This is a genomic window from Stenotrophomonas sp. Steno-Z10-HUANG, from assembly GCF_056393075.1.
This window is the reverse complement of record NZ_JBWJPA010000008.1, coordinates 127,778-149,345: the sequence shown is the minus strand read 5'-3', so window position 1 is coordinate 149,345 and position 21,568 is coordinate 127,778. Positions and strand designations below refer to the sequence as shown.

At 71.2% G+C, this 21,568-nt stretch carries 14 protein-coding genes; 2 read left to right on the top strand and 12 right to left on the bottom strand.

Annotated elements, in window-relative coordinates; translation table 11 throughout:
• Positions 1-601: 601 nt before the first annotated feature.
• The 9 genes from AC06E6_RS12245 to AC06E6_RS12205 form a co-directional block, all read right to left on the bottom strand.
• The gene (locus tag AC06E6_RS12245) at positions 602-2,374 is read right to left on the bottom strand and encodes a carboxypeptidase regulatory-like domain-containing protein (RefSeq protein ID WP_240213191.1); all 1,773 of its coding nucleotides are present in this window, start codon (positions 2,372-2,374) and stop codon (positions 602-604) included.
• Positions 2,371-4,503, bottom strand: coding sequence for a DUF4175 domain-containing protein (locus AC06E6_RS12240; protein WP_240213190.1), 2,133 nt, complete (start codon positions 4,501-4,503; stop codon positions 2,371-2,373). The genes AC06E6_RS12245 and AC06E6_RS12240 overlap by 4 nt, the downstream gene beginning before the upstream one ends.
• Positions 4,500-5,651 (bottom strand): BatA domain-containing protein, encoded by a 1,152-nt coding sequence (locus AC06E6_RS12235; protein ID WP_427852427.1) that lies wholly within the window; start codon positions 5,649-5,651, stop codon positions 4,500-4,502. Before AC06E6_RS12235 ends, AC06E6_RS12240 begins: the two co-directional genes overlap by 4 nt.
• Positions 5,648-6,550, bottom strand: coding sequence for a DUF58 domain-containing protein (locus AC06E6_RS12230; protein ID WP_313233143.1), 903 nt, complete (start codon positions 6,548-6,550; stop codon positions 5,648-5,650). The genes AC06E6_RS12235 and AC06E6_RS12230 overlap by 4 nt, the downstream gene beginning before the upstream one ends.
• Positions 6,551-6,583: 33 nt before the next feature.
• Positions 6,584-7,573, bottom strand: coding sequence for an AAA family ATPase (locus AC06E6_RS12225; protein ID WP_104937665.1), 990 nt, complete (start codon positions 7,571-7,573; stop codon positions 6,584-6,586).
• 16 nt (positions 7,574-7,589) lie between these two features.
• The gene (locus AC06E6_RS12220; protein WP_161614995.1) at positions 7,590-8,318 is read right to left on the bottom strand and encodes a DUF4159 domain-containing protein; all 729 of its coding nucleotides are present in this window, start codon (positions 8,316-8,318) and stop codon (positions 7,590-7,592) included.
• Positions 8,319-8,453: 135 nt separating this feature from the next.
• Positions 8,454-9,788 carry a TldD/PmbA family protein gene (locus AC06E6_RS12215; RefSeq protein ID WP_478061519.1) on the bottom strand — a complete coding sequence of 445 codons (1,335 nt, stop codon included), beginning with the start codon at positions 9,786-9,788 and terminating at the stop codon, positions 8,454-8,456.
• Between the two features lie 22 nt (positions 9,789-9,810).
• Positions 9,811-11,445, bottom strand: a complete 1,635-nt coding sequence (locus AC06E6_RS12210; RefSeq protein ID WP_104937668.1) for a TldD/PmbA family protein — start codon at positions 11,443-11,445, stop codon at positions 9,811-9,813.
• A 177-nt stretch (positions 11,446-11,622) separates the two neighbouring features.
• Entirely contained in the window at positions 11,623-13,251 is a 1,629-nt protein-coding gene (locus tag AC06E6_RS12205; protein ID WP_240213186.1) for a TldD/PmbA family protein, read from the bottom strand.
• Between the two features lie 153 nt (positions 13,252-13,404).
• On the opposite strand from AC06E6_RS12205, the gene AC06E6_RS12200 reads away from it, so the two are divergent.
• Together AC06E6_RS12200 and AC06E6_RS12195 are read left to right on the top strand one after the other, a co-directional pair.
• A complete protein-coding gene (locus AC06E6_RS12200; protein WP_104937670.1) occupies positions 13,405-14,049 on the top strand; it encodes a DUF938 domain-containing protein in 645 nt (214 codons plus the stop codon).
• Between the two features lie 34 nt (positions 14,050-14,083).
• Positions 14,084-15,982 carry a M61 family metallopeptidase gene (locus tag AC06E6_RS12195; protein WP_240213185.1) on the top strand — a complete coding sequence of 633 codons (1,899 nt, stop codon included), beginning with the start codon at positions 14,084-14,086 and terminating at the stop codon, positions 15,980-15,982.
• 51 nt (positions 15,983-16,033) lie between these two features.
• On the opposite strand, the gene AC06E6_RS12190 is transcribed toward AC06E6_RS12195, so the two are convergent.
• The 3 genes from AC06E6_RS12190 to AC06E6_RS12180 form a co-directional block, all read right to left on the bottom strand.
• Positions 16,034-17,353 carry a type II toxin-antitoxin system HipA family toxin gene (locus AC06E6_RS12190; protein WP_240213184.1) on the bottom strand — a complete coding sequence of 440 codons (1,320 nt, stop codon included), beginning with the start codon at positions 17,351-17,353 and terminating at the stop codon, positions 16,034-16,036.
• A gap of 3 nt (positions 17,354-17,356) precedes the next feature.
• Positions 17,357-17,614 (bottom strand): helix-turn-helix domain-containing protein, encoded by a 258-nt coding sequence (locus AC06E6_RS12185; protein ID WP_104940062.1) that lies wholly within the window; start codon positions 17,612-17,614, stop codon positions 17,357-17,359.
• A 136-nt stretch (positions 17,615-17,750) separates the two neighbouring features.
• On the bottom strand, positions 17,751-21,461 hold the full coding sequence (locus tag AC06E6_RS12180) for an indolepyruvate ferredoxin oxidoreductase family protein (RefSeq protein WP_240213183.1): 3,711 nt from the start codon (positions 21,459-21,461) through the stop codon (positions 17,751-17,753).
• Between the last annotated feature and the right edge of the window lie 107 nt (positions 21,462-21,568).

Sequence of the window (21,568 nt, the reverse complement as noted above, 5' to 3'; positions counted from 1 at the left end):
TCACGGCAGGCATGCCGCTGCGCGCGCCTGCCTGCCAGGCACCGGCAGCCGCCGGCGGCAGGGTGCTTTGCCCGATGCCCGCTCCGGATCGAGCCGGTCAGCCGCTTGCCGCAGGCCGGCAAGGACAGGCCCATCGCGCCCGGGCAGCTCGCACGGGTCGTGGTCGCGGGAGGGGGCCGGGTGCCAGGCCGGAAGCCGGACGGGTGCGATCCGGCGGCGGGTGCGGCACCCGTGAGCTGAAGGCCGGCGCACAGTAACGTGCTGCGGGTTGCATCCGATGCCGGGATCATCGACCCGCCGACCCGCCGACCCGCCGACCCGCCGACCGGTACGCGGTGCGCGGGGAAGCGGGCCTCTGTCCGCCAATCTGAGGCAAAAGCACGCCACCGCAACAGCGACGCCACCCTGCCGCGCCGCTGCGGGAGTTGGCGACCCCGGGGCATCGCCCGGATGGCGCTCCGGCCGGGGGAATACCCGGGCACGACGCCGTACCGCTGGCTGCTGCTCCCCGCGCGCGGTGACGCCGCCGGGCGGTCATGGCCAGCGATCGCAGGGCGCCGCAGGGCGTCGCCGGAGACCCCGCGGAAGCACCGGTCGCGGCCTACGGCGCGCCTGTGGCACGGCGGATGACAGCCGGGCGCCGCCGCTCCAGCCACCACAGCAGTGCCGCCACGCCAATGAAGCCCAGCAGCCACGGCCAGCGGGGGCCGGGCACCGGCAGCGCGGATGCTGCGGTAATTCCGGTGCTGCCGCGCAAGGCTGAAGTGGCCTCGCGCGTGGCCTGCGCGTGCAGGGCGCGTGCGTCGGCCGGGGCGATGACCCGTATCCCGGCGCTGGTATCGCCGGCGACGACGCGGTGCCAGCCGGCCTGCCGCGGCCACCAGCCGCTGCAGTTGCCGGCGCGTGGATCGGCCAGCAGGGGGGTCGTGCCGCCATCGGGGGCTTCGATCCGGGTGCCGTCGGGCAGCCCGCACAGCGCGGTGCGCTCACCGGCCCAGGCCCAGGCGGGCAGCCGTGCCAGCGGCGATGCCGGCAGCGGCCGCGCCAGCACCGCCAGCACCTGGTTCCACAGTTCGGCATGGGTGTCGGCGTGGCCGGCCAGCACCAGGGTGTAGCTGTCGGCGACTGGCAACAGGCCGATGCGGCCGCGGCCGACGGCGCGCCAGCCGCCGATCGCGCTGCCGTCGGCGGCGCGCAGCAGCGGCACCACGCCGGGATTGGCGAACGCCAGGTCGAAGCGCTCGATGGCCGGCGCCGCGGGCGCGCGCCCACCGTCAGTATCTGCATCCGCATCCGCGCCCGTATCGGCATCGCGCAGCTTCAGCGTGGCGGTCCGTTCGCCACCGCGCACCTCCAGCCCCCAGTCGCGCAGGGTGCGCCTGGCATTGGCGTCCAGCGCGCCGCCCATGCGCACCAGCACGCCGAGGCCGTCGCGCATCGCCGCGGCGATGGCCGCGCGCTGCGCCGAGGACAGCGCCGCCAGGCGGCGCTCGTCGAGCAGCAGCAGGTCGAGCCGGGCGAGGCTGGCCGGCTCGATCGCCGCCGGTGCATCGCCCAGCTGCACCCCGCCACCGACATGGATGCCGGTCTGCACGGTGGCGCCGCTGTCGGCGGCCCAGCGCTGCAGGTACTTCAGTTCCGGCCCCGGGGCGCCGGCCAGCAGGCGCAGCGTGGGCGCCGGCAGCGGGCGCACGCGCACCGGCACCGGTACCTGGTCGAGCCGCCTGCCCTCGCGGTCGAGCACGCGCAGGGTGAACTCGACGTCGCCGGCGTCGCGCGCGCTGGCCGCCAGGCGGACGCGACCGCCGTCACCGGGGGCGGCGAGGGCGACGCGATGCCCGGCCGGGTCGAGCAGCTCCACCCGCGCCTGCGGCAGGCCGTGCACGCGTGCGCCCACCTCGAAGCGCGCGCCCGCGGCGAGCGGTGGCGGCGCCTGCAGTTCGACCAGGCCCTGCGGCGCGGCACCGGGCAGGAAGCGCAGCGGCGGCAGTGTGGCATCGCGGTCGCGCGCCGGCAGGCCCTGGCCGACGATGACCAGTTCGCGGGTGCCAGGGTGCTGGCGCAGGGCGGTGGCCAGGTCGGGTACCCGCTCCACCCCCGCCAGCGCCGGCGCTTCCGGCAGGCGTACCCGGATGGCGGCACGAACCGCCGCCAGCTCCGCCGCGCGCGTGCCGGCGGTGGCGACCAGCAGCGTATCGGCAGGCACCGCCTGGCGTGGCGGGAACAGCGCCAGCCCGAGCAGCAGCGCCGCCGCCAGCTGCAGCACCAGCTGCACTGCCAGGCGTGCGCGCGGCGGTCGTGGCGGCAGGCACAGGCGCAGGCTGGCGAGCAGTACGGCCAGGGCGATGACCCCCAACGGCAGCCAGGCACTCATCGCGCGGTCTCCTGCGGTGCGGCCAGGGCATCCAGGTAGCGACGGCCCATGGCGTCGGCGGCATCGCGCCGCGCCGGCGGCCCGGGGGCGCGCGGCAGCGCCGGCCACAGCTGGTCGCGCAGGCGCTGGCGGCAGGCATGGCAATCCGGTTGCTGGCGCAGTGCGTCGATGGCGGCGGCGATGTCGAGCGGGTCGGGCACCGTCTGCGGATGCGCATCGAGCCAGCGCGAGAGCGCGTCCAGGTCGACCGCCGCGTCCGCCGCCGCCAGCGCCCGCCATGCGTCCACCGGGGTGCGGTCGCCGGGCTTGCGTGGCGGCAGCTGCAGGCCGCGGTTGCCCAGCCCGTCGCGCTTGCCGCCCATGCGCCGCGCCAGGTCGATCGGCGGCAGCTCGGGGCCGACCCGCGCCAGGTAGACGCGCTCGGCCTGCTGCACCTGCTTGATGAAACCCAGCGCCTTGTAGGCGTAGGGCAGCGCCTGGTCGGGATGGCCCTGGCGCAGGTGCCCTTCGGACTGCCACATCTGGTCGAGCGCGGCCTTGAGGATGGCGCGGGTCTGCGGATCCAGCAGGGTGGCGGCCTCGGCGTGGTCGTGGGTATGGCCGTACTCGGCGAGTACGTCGGTGGCGCTGCCGAACGCCGCTGCGCTGCCGTCGCCGGCCTCGCCATGGTCATGGCCATCGTCGTGCGCGTGCTCACTGGCCGCGGTGTCGCCGGTGGGCGCGCTGTCGCTGGTTGGCGGCGGTTTGGCGCCGCCCTCGGCCTCCTCGCCGAGGAACTGGCCATAGCGCAGGCGCAGGATGCGCTGGTCCACGCCGATGGCATCGGCCCGCCGGGTGAAGGTGTCGGCATCGAGCGCGCCGCGCTGCTTCAGCAATGCCTCGGCGTCGATGATGATCTGGCGCTGGCTGCGGAAATAGGCCGGCATCACTTTCTTGATTGCGCCTTCCAGGTCGCTGGTCTGCACTTCCTGCGCGCTGGGCAGGCGCAGGATCAGGCTGGGGCTGCGCGCTTCCTGCGGCTGCGGCGCGCGGTTGTCGCGCACGCCCAGGCGCGCCACCACCTCGTCGCCGGGGCCGACGCCCAGCGCCGCCAGGTCGACGTCGTAGGCGAAACGGCGCGCGGTGGCCGGGCCACTGCCGGCCAGCTCGATGCGGCGCTGCTGGAAGTCGATGTTCTCGCCGCTGCCCTTGGCGGTGGTGAGCTCCAGCACCGCGCCGGCGGCGACGCCGAAATCGTCGCGCGCTTCGAACCGCAGCGGCCAGCGGCGCTGGCGCGGCGCGGCGCGGGTCAGCGTCTGCACCGGTTCGATCACCTTCACCTGCGGCGGCCGGTCCGGCACCACCTCCAGCCGCCACGCGCGCCCGGCCCCGGCCAGCGCCGGTTCGGTGGCGATGCGGTACAGGCCGGAGCGCTGCAGGGTTTCGCGGGTCTGCCAGTGGTCGCCGTCGCGCTGCAGCGGCAGCCGGCGGCCATCGTGGAACTGCAGCCATGCCTGTTGCGGCTGCGGTGCGAAGCGCAGTTGCCAGTGCAGGCGGCTGCCCTGCAGGGCGCGCGCGTCGAGCTTCGCGCCGGCGCTGGTGGGCTGGCCGGTATAGGCGGGCGGCGTCACCTGCAGCCGCGTGCCGCGCAGCGCGGGCGGCGCGGATGGGGCAGCGGCAGTCGCGGAGGCATCGTGGCCGCCCGCGACCACCGCGGCAGTGCGCGGCCACAGCAGTGCGGCGGCGGCGACCAGCAGTGCGGCGCCGAAGCACGCGGCCAAGCGCGGCCACGGCCAGCGTGGGCGCAGGTCGGGCGGCGCCGCGCGCAGGCGCTGTTCGATGCGCGCGCGCTGGCGCTGCTGCAGCGGGTTCAGCGTTTCCGGCGCGGCGAACAGCAGGTCGGCGCTGTCCTCCAGGCGCGGTTGCTGGTCCAGGCGCGCGATCAGCCAGCGGGTGTCCAGGCGCCGTGCGCGCCAGGTGGCGACAGTGGCGACGGCGAGCAGCGCCAGGGTGAGGGCCACGCTGCCGGCGTCGAAACCGGCCAGGCGCATCGCGAGCGCGCCCGCCGCCAGTGCCAGCGGCACGCCGCCGGCCAGGACGATCAGCAATACCCGGCGCCGCGCGCCACGCAGCAGGGCCTGCGGGTTCATGGCGGCCCCCGGCGCCGGCGCGCGCTGGCGAGCCAGCGTTCCAGCAGGAACAGCAGGGCGATGGCGGCGGCCAGCCACGGCACGGGTTCGTACGCCGGCTGCGGCCAGGCGGCCGCGCCGCGGCCCGGCGCCATGGCCGCGGCCAGCGCCCGCGTCGGTGCCGGCGGCGCCTGCAGCACGTCGCGCAGGTGCTGCGGGAACCCGGCGTCCAGCAGCACCGGCAGGGTGGCCGGCTGCAGCGGCGCGGCCCAGCGCAGCCAGCGTCCACCGCCGCCGGCCACCTGTTCGATCACCGGCGCGCCGCTGTCGTCGTGCCAGACCGGCAGGCGCTGGGTGTCGGCCGGCAGCGGCGTGCGCGCATCGACCAGCAACCGGCCGCCCGCGCGCGCCCATGCCTGCACGGCGGCGGGAACCGGTCTGGCCGACAGCCAGACGCGCACGCCCGCGTCGTCGGTGAAGGGCTGGTCGTCGCCGCCGATGTCCGCCGGCGTGGCGGCGTTCCATGCCTGGCCGACGGCCCGCAGCCACGGCAGGGCGCTGGCGCCGGCGGGGTCATGGCGGATGTGCAGGCGCGGTGCCGGCGCGGCGGTGGCAGCGGCGGCGGGCGGCGCGGCCGCGACGACCTGCCAGCGTACCGCGCGTGACAACCGCGGCAGCTGCGCGTCTAGTCCGTCCAGCACCGACGGCACGACCACGGTGAGCGGCGCGCCGGCCGGCAGCGTCGCATCCAGTTCGCGCAGCAGGCTGGCGAGCGGCTGCGCGGGCGGGGGCGCGGCGCCCGCATCGACCGCGGGGAAGCCCGGCGCCAGCCACAGCCAGCGCGCGTCACCGCTGCCCGTCGCGCCGCGCGCGGCGGCGATGTCCACGCCGGGCGCCACGGCGACGCGCGGCGCATCGTCCTCGACGCCGTGCAGCGCCGGCCGCGCCAGCAGCACCGCCAGCAGCGCGAGCAGCAGCAGCCGCACCAGCAGCAGCGGCCAGTCGTCGAAGCGGATGCGCCGGCGCGGGCGTGGCCTGGCCGACAGCCAGCGCAGCGCGGCGAAATCGATCAGCCGCTGCTCGTCGCGCCGCGCCAGGTGGATCAGCAACGGCAGCAGCAGCGCCGCCAGCGCGGCCAGCCCCGCGGGGAACAGCCACACCAGGCTCATGCGCCGCTGCCTCCGCGGCCACCGGCCAGGCGTTGCAGCGGGGCGTCGATGGGCTCGTCGAGGAAGCCGGTGTCATGGCGGATGCCCGCGGCCTGCAGCCGTGCATCCAGCGTGCGCCGCGCCTCGGCGAAGCGCGCCAGGTAACCGGCACGCAGCAGGGCGCCGTCGCCGAGCAGTTCATCGCCGGTTTCCGGGTCGCGGAAACGATGGCCGTCGCGGAACGGGAAGTCGCGCTCCTCGGCGGTCAGCAGCTGCAGGTGCACGACATCGCGGCCGGCCCGGGCCAGGCGTTCGGCCAGGGCGATGGCGGTGTCGTCGAAGCCGTCGCCGATCATCACCACCAGGTCGTTGCCGGCGATGCGTTCCCATACCGGCGCCAGCGTTGCGTGCGCCGGCCACCGGCCCTGCGCGCGCAGGGCATGCAGCTGCAGATGCACGCGGTCGCGCTGGCGCAGGCCATGGCCGGCCGGGACCAGGCGCACGCCGTCGCCGCCGATGGCGATCAGGCCGAAGGCGTCGCCCTGCTGCAGCGCCAATTGCGCCACGCACGCGGCCAGGGCGCAGGCGGCCTGCAGGCGGGTCCAGTCGCGCCGCGCCTGGTCGGCCTGCGCCATCGAGGCGCTGGTATCGAGCAGCAGCCATACCGTGAGCGGGCTTTCGCGTTCGGATTCGCGCACGAAGAAGCGGTCCGAGCGCGCGTAGAGCTTCCAGTCGATCTGGCGCGGCTCGTCGCCGGGCTCGTAGGCACGGTACTGCGCGAACTCGAGCCCGGCGCCGCGGCTGCGGCTGGCGTGCACTCCGATACCGCGGCTGCCGCTGGCCCGTTGCGGCAGCAGCCGCAGGCCGCGCAGGCGGCTGCGCACGTCGGCGGGAATCAGCGGTGGCGCGGTGGCGGCCAAGGTGGGTGCGGGCGGGGCTCGGGCCGGTCTGGATCAGGTGGACAACGGCACCGCGCGCAGCAGCGCGGCGATCACGTCGTCGGCGCTCTTCTGCTCGGCCTCGGCGGCGAAGGACAGCAGCAGGCGGTGGCGCATCACCGGCGCGGCCAGTGCCTGCACGTCCTCGCGGGTGGCGGCGAAGCGCCCATGCAGCAGCGCGCGCGCCTTGGACGCCAGCACCAGCGACTGCCCGGCGCGCGGGCCGGCGCCCCATTTGATCCAGTTGTTCACTTCGGCCGGCGCGCCGTCGCCCGGGCGGCTGGCGCGCACCAGCCGGGTGATCCAGGTCAGCAGGTCGGCGCCGACATGCACGTCGCGCACCGCCGACTGCAGCGCCAGCACCGCGTCGGCATCCATCACCTTGGGCACCGCGCCGCCACCGCGGCCGGTGGTCTGCGCCAGGATGTCGCGCTCCTCGGCCTCGCTCGGGTAATCCACGCGCACGTGCAGCAGAAAGCGGTCCAGCTGCGCTTCCGGCAGCGGATAGGTGCCGGCCTGCTCGATCGGGTTCTGGGTGGCCAGCACGAAGAACGGCGCGGGCAACGCGTAGGTGGTGCCGGCGTAACTGACGGTGTGCTCCTGCATCGCCTCCAGCAGTGCGGCCTGGGTCTTGGGCGGGGTGCGGTTGAGCTCGTCGGCCAGCAGCAGGTTGGTGAACACCGGCCCGCGCTGGAAGCGGAATGCACGCTTGCCGGTGCCGTGGTCTTCCTCCAGCAGCTCGGTGCCGAGGATGTCGCTGGGCATCAGGTCGGGGGTGAACTGCACGCGCCGGAACTGCAGTTCCAGGGCCTGGCCGAGCGAGCGCACCAGCAGCGTCTTGCCCAGCCCGGGCGCGCCCTCGAGCAGGCAATGGCCGCCGGCGAGCAGGCCGATCAGCAGCTGCTCGACCACTTCCTGCTGGCCGACCACCGCCTGCGCCAGCGCGCCGCGCAGTTCGCCCAGGCGGGGCAGCAGGGAGTCGAGATCGTGGACGGGGGTGTTCATGCGGTCACCAATGGAGTCAGTGCGTCAGTGCGTACATCACGATGTTCACGCCGAACTTGGTGTTGTCTTCGGCCAGGAAGCGTTTGTTGCGCCAGTCGTAGTCCCATTCGCAGCCGTAGTCCTTGTTGCTGTAGAGCACGCCCAGGCGGCCGTCGATCTCGATGCCCTTCAGGTAGTCGTGCACCAGGTCGTCGCCCCAGCCGTTCAGTTCGAACGTGGTCGCCGGCGGGCCGTCGGGAAAGCGGAAGAAGCTGCGGTACAGCGGGTGAGTGTTGGGCAGCTTGGCCAGCGCGCCGGCGCCGAAGATGGCGCGCATCTGCGCCTCGAACGAAGTGGCGAACAGGCCGTCGATGTCGTGGTTGCAGTCGTCCACCAGCACGAAGCCGCCGTTGCGCACGTAGCGCTCGAAGTTGCGGCGCTCGTCCGGATTGAACTCGACCAGCTTGTGCCCGGCCAGGTAGCAGAACGGCGCGCGCAGCATCTTCGGGTCGGACAGCGCGATGACATGCTCGACAGGGTCGACGCGCAGCGTGGTGTAGTCGATCAGCGAGGTGATCAGGTTGGAAGGCATGCGCGCGTCCACGTCCCAGTCGCCGGAGTCGTACTTGAGCCGCGTGAACCAGAAATCGTAGCGGCTGGCCTGCGCGCGCGCCCTGCCGGGCAACGTGGCCGCCACCGCGCCGCCGAGCAGCAGGTGGAGGAATTGCGCACGCGTTAGCCGGGACGGTGACAAAGGCGGGAACATCTCGGGACAGGGCCCCCCTCCGGGTAAAGGGGGGCGCGGCGACAGCCGCGGGGGCGCTGGCAGGAGCGGGGCGCGGGGCCCCCGGTTTCGCGCCAGCGCGACCGGGGGCGGGCAAGGCCCGCGAAGCAGGCCTGCCTAGACCGCGTCGGACAGCGAGGTGAAGGTGAAATCGCGCAGCCGCATCGGCGGGATCATCATCACGAAACTGGACTCGTCGCCGGCCACGCGCACGGGCTTGCCCAGCTCGTCGATGTTGTTGAGCATGATCACCGGCGATTCGTTGAAGCGGAAATTCTTCACCGGGTGCTTGATCTGGCCGTTCTCGATGTAGAACGTGCCGTCGCGGGTCAGGCCGGTCAGCAGCACGGTCTGCGGGTCGACCAGGCGGATGTACCAGGTGCGGGTGAGCAGGATGCCCTTCTGCGTGCCCTTGACCAGCTCGGCGATCGACTTGCTGCCGCCGCTCATCAGCAGGTTGCCCGGCCGCGCATTGGCGGTCTTGCCCTGCTTCTGCGCCCAGTAGCGCGAGTAGTTCAGGTTGGCGACCTTGCCGTTCTCGATGATCGCCATGCGCTCGCGCGGCATGCCTTCGCCGTCCCACGGCAGCACCGGCGCGTCCGGGTGCCACGGGTCGGCGAACATGTTCACCTGCGGGTCGTAGACCTGCTCGCCGAGCTTGTTGCCGCCGCCCTTCCTGGACAGGAAGCTGCGGCCCTCGTCGGCCGAACGCGCGTCGAAGAAGTTCATCATGAAGCTGATCAGGCCGGCGGCCGCGGCCGGCTCCAGGATCACCGTGTACTTGCCCGGTTCCAGCGCCTTGGCTTCAGCCGATTCGATCGCCTTGCGCTTGGCGATCTCGATCTCCTGGTCGGCGTGGAAGTCGGCCGCGTCCTTCAGGTTGCGCCCGACCCAGCCCGAGCCGCGGCCGTCCTCGGTGCGCACCGTGCAGGTGTAGTCGAACGAGGTGGTGCGCTGGTAGCCGAAGTTGCCCTTGCTGTTGGCGATGGCGACGAAGCCGCGGCTGTCCTCGAGGAAGCCGGCGGCGACCAGGCCGTGGCCGCGGCACGGCGCGATGGAATCAGCGGCGACCTTGGCGCGGAACTCCGGGTCGATGGCGGCGGTGTACTCGCTGAAGGTCGGGCTCGGCCTGTAGTCCTGCCTGTCGATGATGGGCATGAACTCCGGGTTCTCCGGCGCCAGCCGCGCCAGATCCTCGGCGCGGCGCACCACGCGCTCCAGCGAGGCGTCGTCGAACTCATTGATCGAAGCGGTGCCCACGCGCTTGCCGAAGGCCACCTGCACGGCCAGCTCGGCGTTGGTGACCATGCCGCTGGTGGAGACGTTGTTCAGCGCGAAGCGGATGTTGCCGTCGATGGAGCCGGCCAGGGTCGCGGTGCATTCGTCGGCCTTGGACAGCGCGATGACCTTGTCCAGGATGGCCTTGGCCTGCTGTTCGGTGAAGATGCTCATTGCTCAGGAACTCCTTGGACGGTCAGCCGAGGCTGCGCGCGGTATTGATGACGTTGATGCCGTCGAAACGGGCGGTGGACGAGCCGTGCGACACCGCCGAGACCTGCCCCGGCTGGCCCTTGCCGTCGAAGAACGAACCGCCCAGGCGGTAGTCGCGCTCGTCGGCCACCGCGCTGCAGGCGTTCCAGAACTCCGGCGTGCGGATCTGGTAGGCCACGTCCTCGAGCATGCGGGTGATCTGGCCGTTCTTGATCTCGTAGAACAGCTGGCCACCGAACTGCGCGTTGTAGCGCTGCTGGTCGATCGAGAACGAGCCGTCGCCGATGATGTAGATGCCGTTCTCCACGTCCTTGATCAGGTCGGCCACGCTCAGCGGCGTCTTGCCCGGCGCCAGCGAAACGTTGGCCATGCGCTGGAACTGCACGCTCGACCACGAATCGGCGTAGCAGCAGCCGTCGGACTCGGTCTTGCCGAGGATGTGCGCCTGGTCGCGGATGGTCTGGTAGTCGACCAGCTTGCCCTCGCGGATCAGGTCCCACTTCTTGCACTTCACCCCTTCGTCGTCGTAACCGACCGCGCCGAGGCTGCCGGGCTGGGTCTTGTCGGCGAAGATGTCGACCTTGTCGCTGCCGTACTGGAAATGCTGTTCGCGCTTGTCCAGGGTGGCGAAGCTGGTGCCGGCGTAGTTGGCCTCGTAGCCGAGCACGCGGTCCAGTTCCAGCGGGTGGCCGACCGACTCGTGGATGGTCAGCCAGGTGTGCGACGGGTCCAGCACCAGGTCGTACTTGCCCGGCTTGACCGACGGCGCCTTGAGCTTCTCCTGCGCCTGGCGGGCGGCCGCGACCGCGTCTTCGCGCATGTCGTAGGACAGCCCGTAGTTGACCACGCCGTTGGGCGACACGAACTTCTGGCCGGCGTCGCCGTCCAGGTACTCGAAGCCCATGCCCATCGGCGAGGACAGGCCGTCGCGGGTGCGGAACTTGCCGGTGGACTTGTCGATGGCGGTCACCGACATCGGCGCCCAGATGCGGTGCACGTCCTGGTCGATGTAGGAGCCGTCGGTGGACGCGAAGTACTTCTGCTCGTTGACCAGGAACAGCATCGAGTTGACGAAGCTGGCGCCGGCGGCAAGCGCGGCGGCGTTGACCCCAAGCAGCAGGTCGGCCTTGTCCTTGATCGGCACCTCCATCGCGTTCTTGCGGATCGGCGTGCGCCAGCTCACCTCGCCGAAGCCCGGCGCCTTGGCGAACTGCACCGGCGCGGTCTGCACCCGGGCGTTGGCCTTGGCGATGGCGGCGGCCTGCTGCGCGGCCTTGACCACGCCGGCCGGGCTCAGGTCGTTGGTCGCGGCGAAGCCCCAGGCGCCGTTGGCGATCACGCGGATGCCGGCGCCGGTGGACTCGGTGTTGACCACGTTCTGCACCTTGTCCTCGCGGGTGATCACGAACTGGCGCAGGTAGCGGCCGATGCGCACGTCGCAGTAGCTGGCGCCGGCGGCGCGCGCCGCGTTCATGGCATCGTCGGCCAGGCGCTTCTTCAACGCCGGGTCGATCGCGGTGAGCAGTTGTTCGGCGGCGATCGCCTTGCCGAAGAACGACGGCACCAGCAGGCCGCCGGCGGTAAGCCCGGTCAGGGCGAGGAAGTCACGTCTTTGCAAGGCAGTTCTCCGGTTGCGGTACGGCAACGAACGACAGTGGCTCCGCGGTGCTCTGCGAACCGTTTGATTCTTGCGGGACGCGGCTGGCCGCGGTAGTGACTTTAGACATAGGAACCGGTACCGCCTTCACCGCTGTGGCCGCCGCCCCCGGCCCCCGCAGGCCTGGCGCGCCGGGGCTCAGCCCAGGCTGCGCGCGGTATTGATGATGTTGATGCCGTCGAAGCGGGTCGTCGCCGAACCGTGCGATACCGCCGAGACCTGGCCCGGCTGGCCCTTGCCGTCGAAGAACGAGCCGCCGAGCCGGAAATCGCGCGCATCGCAGATCGCCGAGCAGGCGTTCCAGAACTCCGGCGTGCGGATCTGGTAGGCCGCATCCTCGACCATGCCGGTGATCTCGCCGTTGCGGATCTGGTAGCAGAGCTGGCCGCCGAACTGCGCGTTGTAGCGCTGCTGGTCGATGGAATAGGAGCCACGGCCGTGGATGTAGATGCCGTTCTCCACGTCCTTGACCATCTGCGCCGGGGTCAGCGGCACCTTGCCCGGCGCCAGTGAGACATTGGCCATGCGCTGGAACTGCACGCTCTTCCACGAATCGGCATAGCTGCAGCCGTGCGAGGCGTTCTCGCCAAGGATATGCACCTCGTCGCGGGTGGCCTGGTAGTTGACCAGGATGCCGTCCTTCACCAGGTCCCAGCGCCGGCACTTCACGCCCTCGTCGTCGTAGCCCACCGCGCCCAGGCTGTAGGGCTCGGTCTTGTCGGCGGTGAAGTTGACGATGTCGCTGCCCCAGCGGAAGCCGGCCTCGCGCTTGTCCAGGGTGGCGAAGCTGGTGCCGGCGTAGTTGGCTTCGTAGCCGAGCACGCGGTCCAGCTCCAGCGGGTGGCCGACGTTCTCGTGGATGGTCAGGAACAGGTTGGACGGGTCCAGCACCAGGTCGTACTTGCCCGGCTTCACCGACGGCGCGGTCAGCTTCTGGCGCGCCTGCCTGGCCGCGGCGATGGCGTCCTCCACCGGGTCGTAGGAGTGGCCATAGCCGATCACGCCACCCGGCAGGTGGTACTTGCCGGCGGCGTCGCCGTCGAGGAACTCCCAGCCCATGCCGGCCGGCGCCGACAGCCCATTGCGGGTGCGGAACTTGCCGCTGGCCTTGTCGATCGCGGTGGCGGTGAACGGCAGCCAGATGCGGTGCACGTCCTGGTCGATCCACGAGCCGTCGCTGGAAGCGAAGTACTTCTGTTCGTTGACCAGGAACAGCTGCGAGTTGATGAAACTGGCGCCGGCGTTGAGCGCGGCGGCGTTCACCGCCAGCAGCAGCTCCACCTTGTCCTTGACCGGCACCGCCATCGCGTTGCGGCGGATCGGCGTCTGCCAGCGCACCTCGCCCACCCCGGGGGTGGGCGCCAGCTGCACCGGCCGGGTCTGGATCTTCGCATTGGCACGGGCGATCGCCAGTGCCTGCGCCACTGCCGCGGCCACGCCCTGTTCGCTGGACTGGTTGCTGGCGGCGAAGCCCCAGGCGCCGTCGACGATCACCCGGATGCCGACGCCCGCCGACTCGCTGTTGGTGACGTTCTGGACCTTGTCCTCGCGGGTGATGATGGCCTGGTTGAGGTAGCGGCCGATGCGCACGTCGCAATAGCTGGCGCCGCCCCTGCGCGCCAGTGCCAGCACGCTGTCGGCCAGTGCCTTCTTGCGCGCCACGTCGGCCGGCGCGAGCAGTTCCTCGGCGGCGATCAGGCGCGCATTGGGCAACATCATGCCGGCGAGGCCGAGGCCGGAAAGCGCGAGGAACTGGCGGCGTTGCATGCGGGACTCCCTGGGTGATGCGATGCGGGCGCACCGCGCGTAACCACCGAATCTCGGCCGCGACACGGTGCGCGCACAAGTGACCATGGTCATGCGCGGCGTCGATGCGCGCTCCGGCACAATCGCCCGGGTCCCCTGCCCGCCGCTGCCGCGATGACCGCCAAACCCCATGCCGCGTCCTGCGACCGCAACCGCGAGCCGATCCTCGCGGTGCTGCGCCGCCACCTGGGCGAGGCCCGCAACGTGCTGGAGATCGGCAGCGGCAGCGGCCAGCACGCGGTGTATTTCGCCGCGGCCATGCCGTGGCTGCGCTGGCAGGCCAGCGACCACCGCGACCACCTGCCGGGCATCGGCCTGTGGCTGGACGAGGCCGCGCTGGCCAATACCCCGGCCGCGCTGGAACTGCAGGCGGTGGCCGGCGCCGGGCTGCAGCCGGCACCGGCGCTGCCGGTGGCCGCCGGCGTGGCCGGTTTCGATGCGGTGTTCACCGCCAACACGCTGCACATCATGGGCTGGGAGCAGGTGCAGGCACTGTTCGCCGGGTTGCCCGCGCTGATGGCGCCCGGCGCGCGGTTCATCGCCTATGGGCCGTTCAACTACGGTGGCGGCTTCAGCAGCGACAGCAACCGCGTCTTCGACGGCTGGCTGAAGGCGCGCGACCCGCGTTCGGGCATCCGCGATTTCGAAGCGGTCGACGCGCTGGCGCGCGCGCACGGGCTGCAGCTGCTCGAGGACGCGGCGATGCCGGCCAACAACCGCACCCTGGTGTGGCAGCAGGCACCGCTGCGGAACGGCTAGGATGCGGAAACTTCAACACGGGGCAGGGGAACGGATGTACGCGCACAAGTGGTGGTTGGCGATGGTGCTGGGGCTGGCGCCGCTGGCGTGCGCGCACGCGCAGGGCGGCCAGGCGCGGCAGGCGGCGATGCAGGTGCAGGCAAGCTACCCGGGCGTGATCGAGCTGGAGGTGGATGCCAGCGACCTGGAACGGCGCATCCAGCGCGTGCGCCAGCGCATTCCGGTGTCGCCCGGTCCGTTGACCCTGTGGTACCCGCAGTGGATACCCGGCAACCATGCGCCGACCGGGCCGATCAACCAGATGGCCGGGCTGGTGATCCGCGGCAATGGCCAGCCGCTGCCGTGGACCCGCGACTCCGGCGACATGTACGCCTTCCGGCTGCAGGTGCCGGAAGGCGTGGACGCGCTCGACGTCCAGTTCCAGTACCTGTCGCCCACCGCCGCCGACCAGGGCCGGGTGGCGATGACGCCCAACCTGCTCGACCTGCAGTGGCACCGCGTGGTGCTGTACCCGGCCGGTTTCGATGCGCGCGGCATCCAGGTCAAGCCGGCCCTGCGCCTGCCCGAGGGCTGGAGCAGCGGCACTGCGCTGGACGTGACCCGGCGCGACGGCGCGGTCGAGCATTACGCGCCGGTGTCGCTGATGACCCTGATCGATTCGCCGGTATTCGCCGGGCGCTGGTTCAGGCGCTTCGCGCTGGACGACAAGGCCGCCCGGCCGGTGTGGCTGGACGTGGTCGCCGAGAACCCGCAGGGCCTGCAGGCCGAGCCGAAGGTGCTCGATGCGCACCGCGCGCTGGTGCACGAAGCGGACAAGGTGTTCGGCGCGCGCCCGTACACGCGCTACGACTTCCTGCTGGCGGTGTCGGACGTGTTCAGCGGCATCGGCCTGGAGCATGCGCAGTCCAGCGAGAACGGCATGCACGACGGCTACCTGCGCGGCGAGCGTCCCTACACCGACAACGACCTGCTGCCGCACGAATACGCACATGCGTGGATCGGCAAGGCGTGGCGGCCGCGCCCGACTTGGGTGCCGCACTACAACGCGCCCATGCACAACGACGAGCTGTGGATGTACGAAGGCCAGACCCAGTACTGGGCGGTAGTGCTGGCCGCGCGTTCGGGCCTGTGGGCGCCGGACTACGCCATGGCGATGCTGGCGCAGTTGCAGGCCAACTACGCCACCCAGCCCGGGCGGCAGTGGCGCGACCTGCACGACACCGTCCACCAGGGCATCGTCGATTTCAATTCCAGGCCGCAGGCATGGGCCGACTGGCAGCGCGCCTTCGAGTTCTACAACGAGAGCACGCTGCTGTGGCTGGGCGTGGATGCGCGGTTGCGCACCCTGTCCAAGGGCAGGGTGGCGCTGGACGACTTCGCCCGCCGCTTCCACCAGGGCGGTGCGCAGGGCGAGATCCGCCTGTACGACCGCAGCGACGTGATGCAGGCGCTGGAAGCGCTGCAGCCCGGCGCGTGGGACGCCTTCATCGGCCAGCGCCTGGAGGCGCGTGACGGCAGCGCGCCGGACGGCCTGGAAGCCGCGGGCTGGGAGCTGTACTACAGCGAGACCGCGAACCCAGTGATCGCCGACGGCGAGGCCGGTGGCCTGGTTGACCTGCAGTACTCGCTGGGGCTGAAGGCCGGCAGCGACGGCGTGCTGCAATGGGTGGGCTGGGACAGCCCGGCATTCAAGGCCGGGCTGGCGAAAGACGCCACCGTGGTGGCGGTCAACGGCCTGGCCTACACCGGCGCGCGCCTGAAGCAGGCGGTGAGTGATGCGAAGGGCGGCTCCCCGGTCGAACTGATCGTGCGCCAGGCCGACAGCTTCCGCACGGTGCGCATCGACTACCGCGACGGCCTGCGCTACCCGCACCTGCGCCGCATCGCCGGCCGCACCGACCTGCTGACGAAGATTCTTGCGCCGCGGCGCTGATGGCGTTGGCCCGGTTGCGCGGCGCGCGCGCCGAAGCGCTGCGCGTCGCGGTCAATCGTCCGGCGCCATCTGCGCCAGGCGCGCGGCGGCGTGGCGCAGGCCCTCGAAGACCGGGGTGGCGACCCGATCCGGGAAGTCGGCCGGCAGCGTTGCCTCAACCGTCTGGATGGCCGGCTCGACGCGCTCCAGCAGGTCACCGATCCACGGTTCGGCGCCGTTGGCGACACCACAGACACGTGCGGTCTGGTTCCAGTGCCTGCGACGGATGTGCAGGAGCTGGCGATGCCGGTTCCGGCCACTCACCGCCATTGCCAGCGCCGCCTTGTGCGGGGAAAGATGGTTCGGCCCGTTGCCGAAGATCGGATACGTCGAGATGACGTCGTAGATCGGCGTCAGCCGGAAGCGTCCCGCCGCCTCGATGTGGAGACTGAAATTCTTGGCGTGCCCGTCGGTGGCGGCCAGCATCCAGAACAGCAGCTGGGTCTTGAAGAAGGTGGCACGGTCCTGCGGCTGTTCCGATTGGCGCAGCAGTTCCATGATCGGCACGATGCCCGGGCCGCCGTCGCTTTCGTACTTGCGCGAGGAGGGCAGGCCGAAGGCCTGGCACATGTCCTCCTGCGGCAACCGCAGCCACCCGCGGCCGTTGCGGGCAAGCCGGCGGTCGAAGCGCTCCACGATCAAGGCGCGCTGGTCGCCGAACCGGCCGATCGAGGTGGTGGCGACAGGCATGCCGAACGCCGCCAGCAGCTGCATGCACAGCCACTCGTTCTCCACCGATGCGTGCATGTCGGCCCGCATGTTGCCGACCAGCCCCATCGGTAACTTGAAGATGTGCGTGCTGGGCGTGCTGCCGGTGGGAACGCACCAGCGGTCGTGATGGCGCAGGAAGGCGGTCTTTTCCTGCGCGCCGGCAATGGAGATGCGGAACTCGTCATCCACGTGCCGGCCCGGCAGCACGCCGCTGGTGACCGCCTGCAGACGGTCCGCCACCTGGGCATCGCTCAACGGCGTGCAATCGATACGGTGGATGTCTTCCGGCACCACGCCGGGAGGAAGCAGCTGCACGGCGCCCACGCAGTCGCGGCCGATTTCCTGCAGCAGGTCGAACGTGCCCGATGTGCGGATGCCGAAGCGGTCGCGGATGCGGTTGCGGATGGCGCTGTTGTCGGGCAGCAGGTTGTCGAAGTAGTCCGTGACCCGCGGGCCGTGGTGGCTTTCACCGGCCGGCAGCAGCGGCAACGACAGCGACAACGGGCGCGGCTGTTCGGATTCCAGCCACGTGGGGAGATAGGTGAGCCGTGCCCCGGTGCGTGCGCCCTCCTGCCACGAAGCGACTTCCAGGCCGTTCATCCAGACCCGCAGTTCGCCCATGGCTCACCACTCCAGGCCGGTGTCTGGCGTTTCCTGCCCACGTGGTTGCAGCGAGACCTCCACACCGAGCTCGGCCCATACCCGCATCAGCCGCTCGAAGGTGGCCGCCTCGGGCTCGCGCTCCAGCGCGGTGATGGCTTGCCGGGAAATACCGAGGCGCTCGCCCAACTGGGCCTGGCTGAGCCCGGCCTGCCTGCGGAATGCCCGCATCAACGGGCCCAGCTGATGGGCGGCACGGATGGCGTGGCGTTTGTCGGTCATGGCAGGCGCCCCCGGGGACGAACGGTGGGGGCAACATATGCCTTGCCTCCAAGGAAGGCAAGCGATAGGTTTCATTTGCGTTATGCAACCCATAGATTGCATAACGCAATCGCAAGGCTTGGGTTGCCTTGCGCGGTCAAGCCGCCTGCACGATATGCAGCGCCTTCGGGTTGCGCCACGTCGCCAGCAGCGCCGCTTCGCGTGCCTTGGCTTCGTGCAGGTGCGCTTCCTTGACGTGGCCGTAGCCGCGGATGTGCTCGGGAATGCTGGCGATCTCCACTGCCAGCGCCAGCCGGCGCGCGTCCAGCGAACCCAGCAGTTCGTGCAGGGTCTGCTCGTAATCGGCGATCAGCTGGCGTTCGCCGCGGCGCTCGGCGGTATGGCCGAAGACGTCGAAGCGGCCGCCGCGCAGGAATTTCAGCTTGGCCAGCAGGCCGAAGGCCCTGAACATCCACGGCCCGTATTCCTTCTTCTGCAGGCGGCCGTGTTCGTCGCGCTTGGCCAGCAGCGGCGGTGCCAGGTGGAAACGCACCTGGTAGTCGCCCTCGAACTGCTGTGCCACGCGCTTGAGGAAATCGCCGCGGGTGTACAGGCGGGCCACCTCGTATTCGTCCTTGTAGGCCATCAGCTTGAAGAAGTAGCGCGCCACCGCCTCGGTCAGCGCGGTGCTGCCCGGCGCCACGCGCTGCTCGGCCTGGCGCACCGCGTCCACCAGCTGGCGGTAGCGGTTGGCGTAGGCCGCATCCTGGTAATCGACGAGGAACCCGCTGCGGCGCGCGATCAGTTCGTCCAGCGAGCGCGACAGGCGGGTGTCGTCCAGGGTCGCGAACGGGGCATCGCCGGGGTGCGGGTCGCTGGCGGGCAGGCCGCGGACTTCCGGCTCGTTGCCCGGGTTGCGTGGCGCCGACGGCGCGCCGGCCTCGCTGCCTTCCCACTCGCCCGGCGGCAGCTCGCGCAGCGTGCCCGGGGTGCGCTCGGCTTCGGTGGGTGCGTTGCGTACCAGCCCGGCGGCCTGCTGCACCGCCTGCGGGTCGATCGCGGCCAGGCGGCCCCAGGCGAAGGCGCGCTGGTTCATCTCGATGGCGGCGCCGTTGAGTTCGATCGCGCGCATCAGCGCTTCCAGCGACAGCGGCACCAGCCCCTGCTGCCAAGCGAAGCCGAGGATGAACAGGTTCGAGGCGATGGCGTCGCCCAGCAGCGCGGTGGCCAGCTGGGTGGCGTCGAGCAGGATCGGGTCGCGTCCGCCCAGCGCCACCTTCACCCCGGCGATGATGTCGGCGGCCGGGAACTGCATGTCCGGGTGGGTGGTGAAGGTGCCGGGCATCGCTTCGTAGGTGTTGAGCACCACCTGCGAGCGTTCGCCGCGCACCTTGGACAGCGCCCAGTAGTCGTTGACCACCACCATGTCGCAGCCCAGCACCAGGTCGGCCTCGCCGGCGGCGATGCGCACGGCGTGGATGTCCGCTGGCGCGCGCGCGATGCGGATGTGGGTGGTGACCGCGCCGCCCTTCTGCGCCAGCCCGGTCTGGTCGAGCACGGTCGCGCCCTTGCCCTCCAGGTGCCCGGCCATGCCCAGCAGCGCGCCGATGGTGACCACGCCGGTGCCGCCGACGCCGGTGATCAGGATGTTCCACGGCTGCGACAGGTCGCTGCGGAACACCGGCTCGGGCAGGTTGTCGAGCAGGCTGGCCGCATCGCTCTTCCTGCCCTTGCGCAGCTGGCCGCCATGGATGGTGACGAAGCTCGGGCAGAAGCCGGTGGTGCAGGAGAAATCCTTGTTGCAGTTGGACTGGTCGATGTCGCGCTTGCGCCCGAACTCGGTTTCCTTCGGCAGCACCGACACGCAGAAGCTCTTTTCGCCGCAGTCGCCGCAACCCTCGCAGACCAGCGAGTTGATCATCGTGCGCTTGGGCGGATCGACCAGCTTGCCGCGCTTGCGGCGGCGGCGCTTCTCGGTGGCGCAGGTCTGTTCGTAGATCAGGATGCTGGTGCCCTTCACTGTGCGCAGGTGCTTCTGCACCGCGTCCAGTTCGGCGCGGTCATGGAACTCGACGTCGTGCGGGAACTCGTGCCGGCGCAGCTTCCACTTGGCGATGTCGTCGGACAGCAGCACGATGGTGTGCACGCCCTCGGCGCGCATCTGCTGGGCGATCTGCGGCACGCTGAGGGTGCCGTCCACCGGCTGCCCGCCGGTCATCGCCACCGCGTCGTTGTAGAGGATCTTGTAGGTGATGTTGACGCCGGCGGCGATCGCCTGGCGGATCGCCAGCGAGCCGCTGTGGAAATAGGTGCCGTCGCCCAGGTTCTGGAACACGTGCGGGGTGTCGGTGAACGCCGCCTGCCCGGCCCAGGTGACGCCTTCGCCGCCCATGTGGGTGAAGGTGTCGGTGTCGCGGTCCATCCACGTCACCATGTAGTGGCAGCCGATGCCGGCCATCGCACGCGAGCCTTCCGGCACGTTGGTGGAGGTGTTGTGCGGACAGCCGGAGCAGTAGTGCGGAACGCGCGGGAACTGCGCCCGCGGCAACGCCATCTCCGCTTCCTTCTCGTCCATCCAGCGCAGCCGCTGTTCGATCGATTCGGTGTTGAAGAAACGCTGGATGCGGCGGCCGATGACACCGGCGATGGTCGCCGGGGTGAGTTCGCCGGTGGACGGCAGGATCCACTCGCCCTGTTCGTCGTACTTGCCGACGATGGACGGGCGCGCACCCCAGGCGGCGGGCCAGTTGTAGAAGTACTCCTTCATCTGCCGCTCGATGAAGGCCTTCTTCTCCTCCACCACGACGATGTCTTCGAGCCCGCGCGCGAACGCGGCGATGCCCTGCGGTTCCAGCGGCCAGGTCATGCCGACCTTGTAGACGCGGATGCCGATGTCGGCGCAGGCCTTCTCGTCCAGGCCCAGGTACTCCAGCGCCTGCAGCACATCCAGGTAGCTCTTGCCGGTGGTGACGATGCCCAGCCGCGCGCGCGGCGAATCCATCACCACCCTGTCGATGCCGTTGGCGCGGGCGAAGGCCTGCGCGGCCTTCACCGCGTAGCGGTGCAGGCGCATTTCCTGCTCCAGCGGCGGGTCCGGCCAGCGGATGTTGAGCCCGGCCGGCGGCATCTCGAAGTCTTCCGGCAGCACGATGCGGCGCGCGAACGGGTCGACGTCCACCGAGGCCGAGGATTCCACCGTCTCGGCGATGGTCTTGAAGCCGATCCAGCGCCCGGTGTAGCGGCTCATCGCCCAGCCGACCAGGCCCAGGTCGAGGATGTCCTGCACCCCGGCCGGGTTGAGCACCGGCATCATCGCGCTGACGAATTCGTCCTCGCTGCCGTGCGGCAGGGTCGAGCTGCGGCAGGCATGGTCGTCGGCGGCCAGCGCCAGCACGCCGCCGTGCCTGGAAGTGCCGGCGGCGTTGGCGTGCTTGAACACGTCGCCGCAGCGGTCCACGCCCGGCCCCTTGCCGTACCACATGCCGAACACGCCATCGACGTTGGCGCCGGGAAACAGATTGGCCTGCTGGGTACCCCAGACCATGGTGGCGCCCAGGTCCTCGTTGAGCCCGGGTACGAACTTCACCTTCGCCGCGTCCAGGTGCCGGCGCGCGCGCCACAGCTCCAGGTCGAAGCCGCCCAGCGGCGAGCCGCGGTAGCCGCTGACGAAGCCGCCGGTGTTCAGCCCCGCCGCGGTGTCGCGCTGCTGCTGCATCAGCGGCAGCCGCACCAGCGCCTGCACGCCGCTCAGGTAGATGCGCCCGTCGGTGCGGGTGTACTTGTGCTCGAGCGTGTAATCGCGGTCGCGCACCCCGGTCAGCGGCGTGTTGGCGGAGGCGGGGGAGGTGAGTTCGGCGGTACTGGTCATGGCTGGCCCATTGCAGGAACGGCTGGCGTCGGCTGCCGCGCCAGGGCGGCGCGCACGCGGCCGGCGATTGTAACAGCGCGGGTTTTGGCGCCCTGCCGGGCACCCGG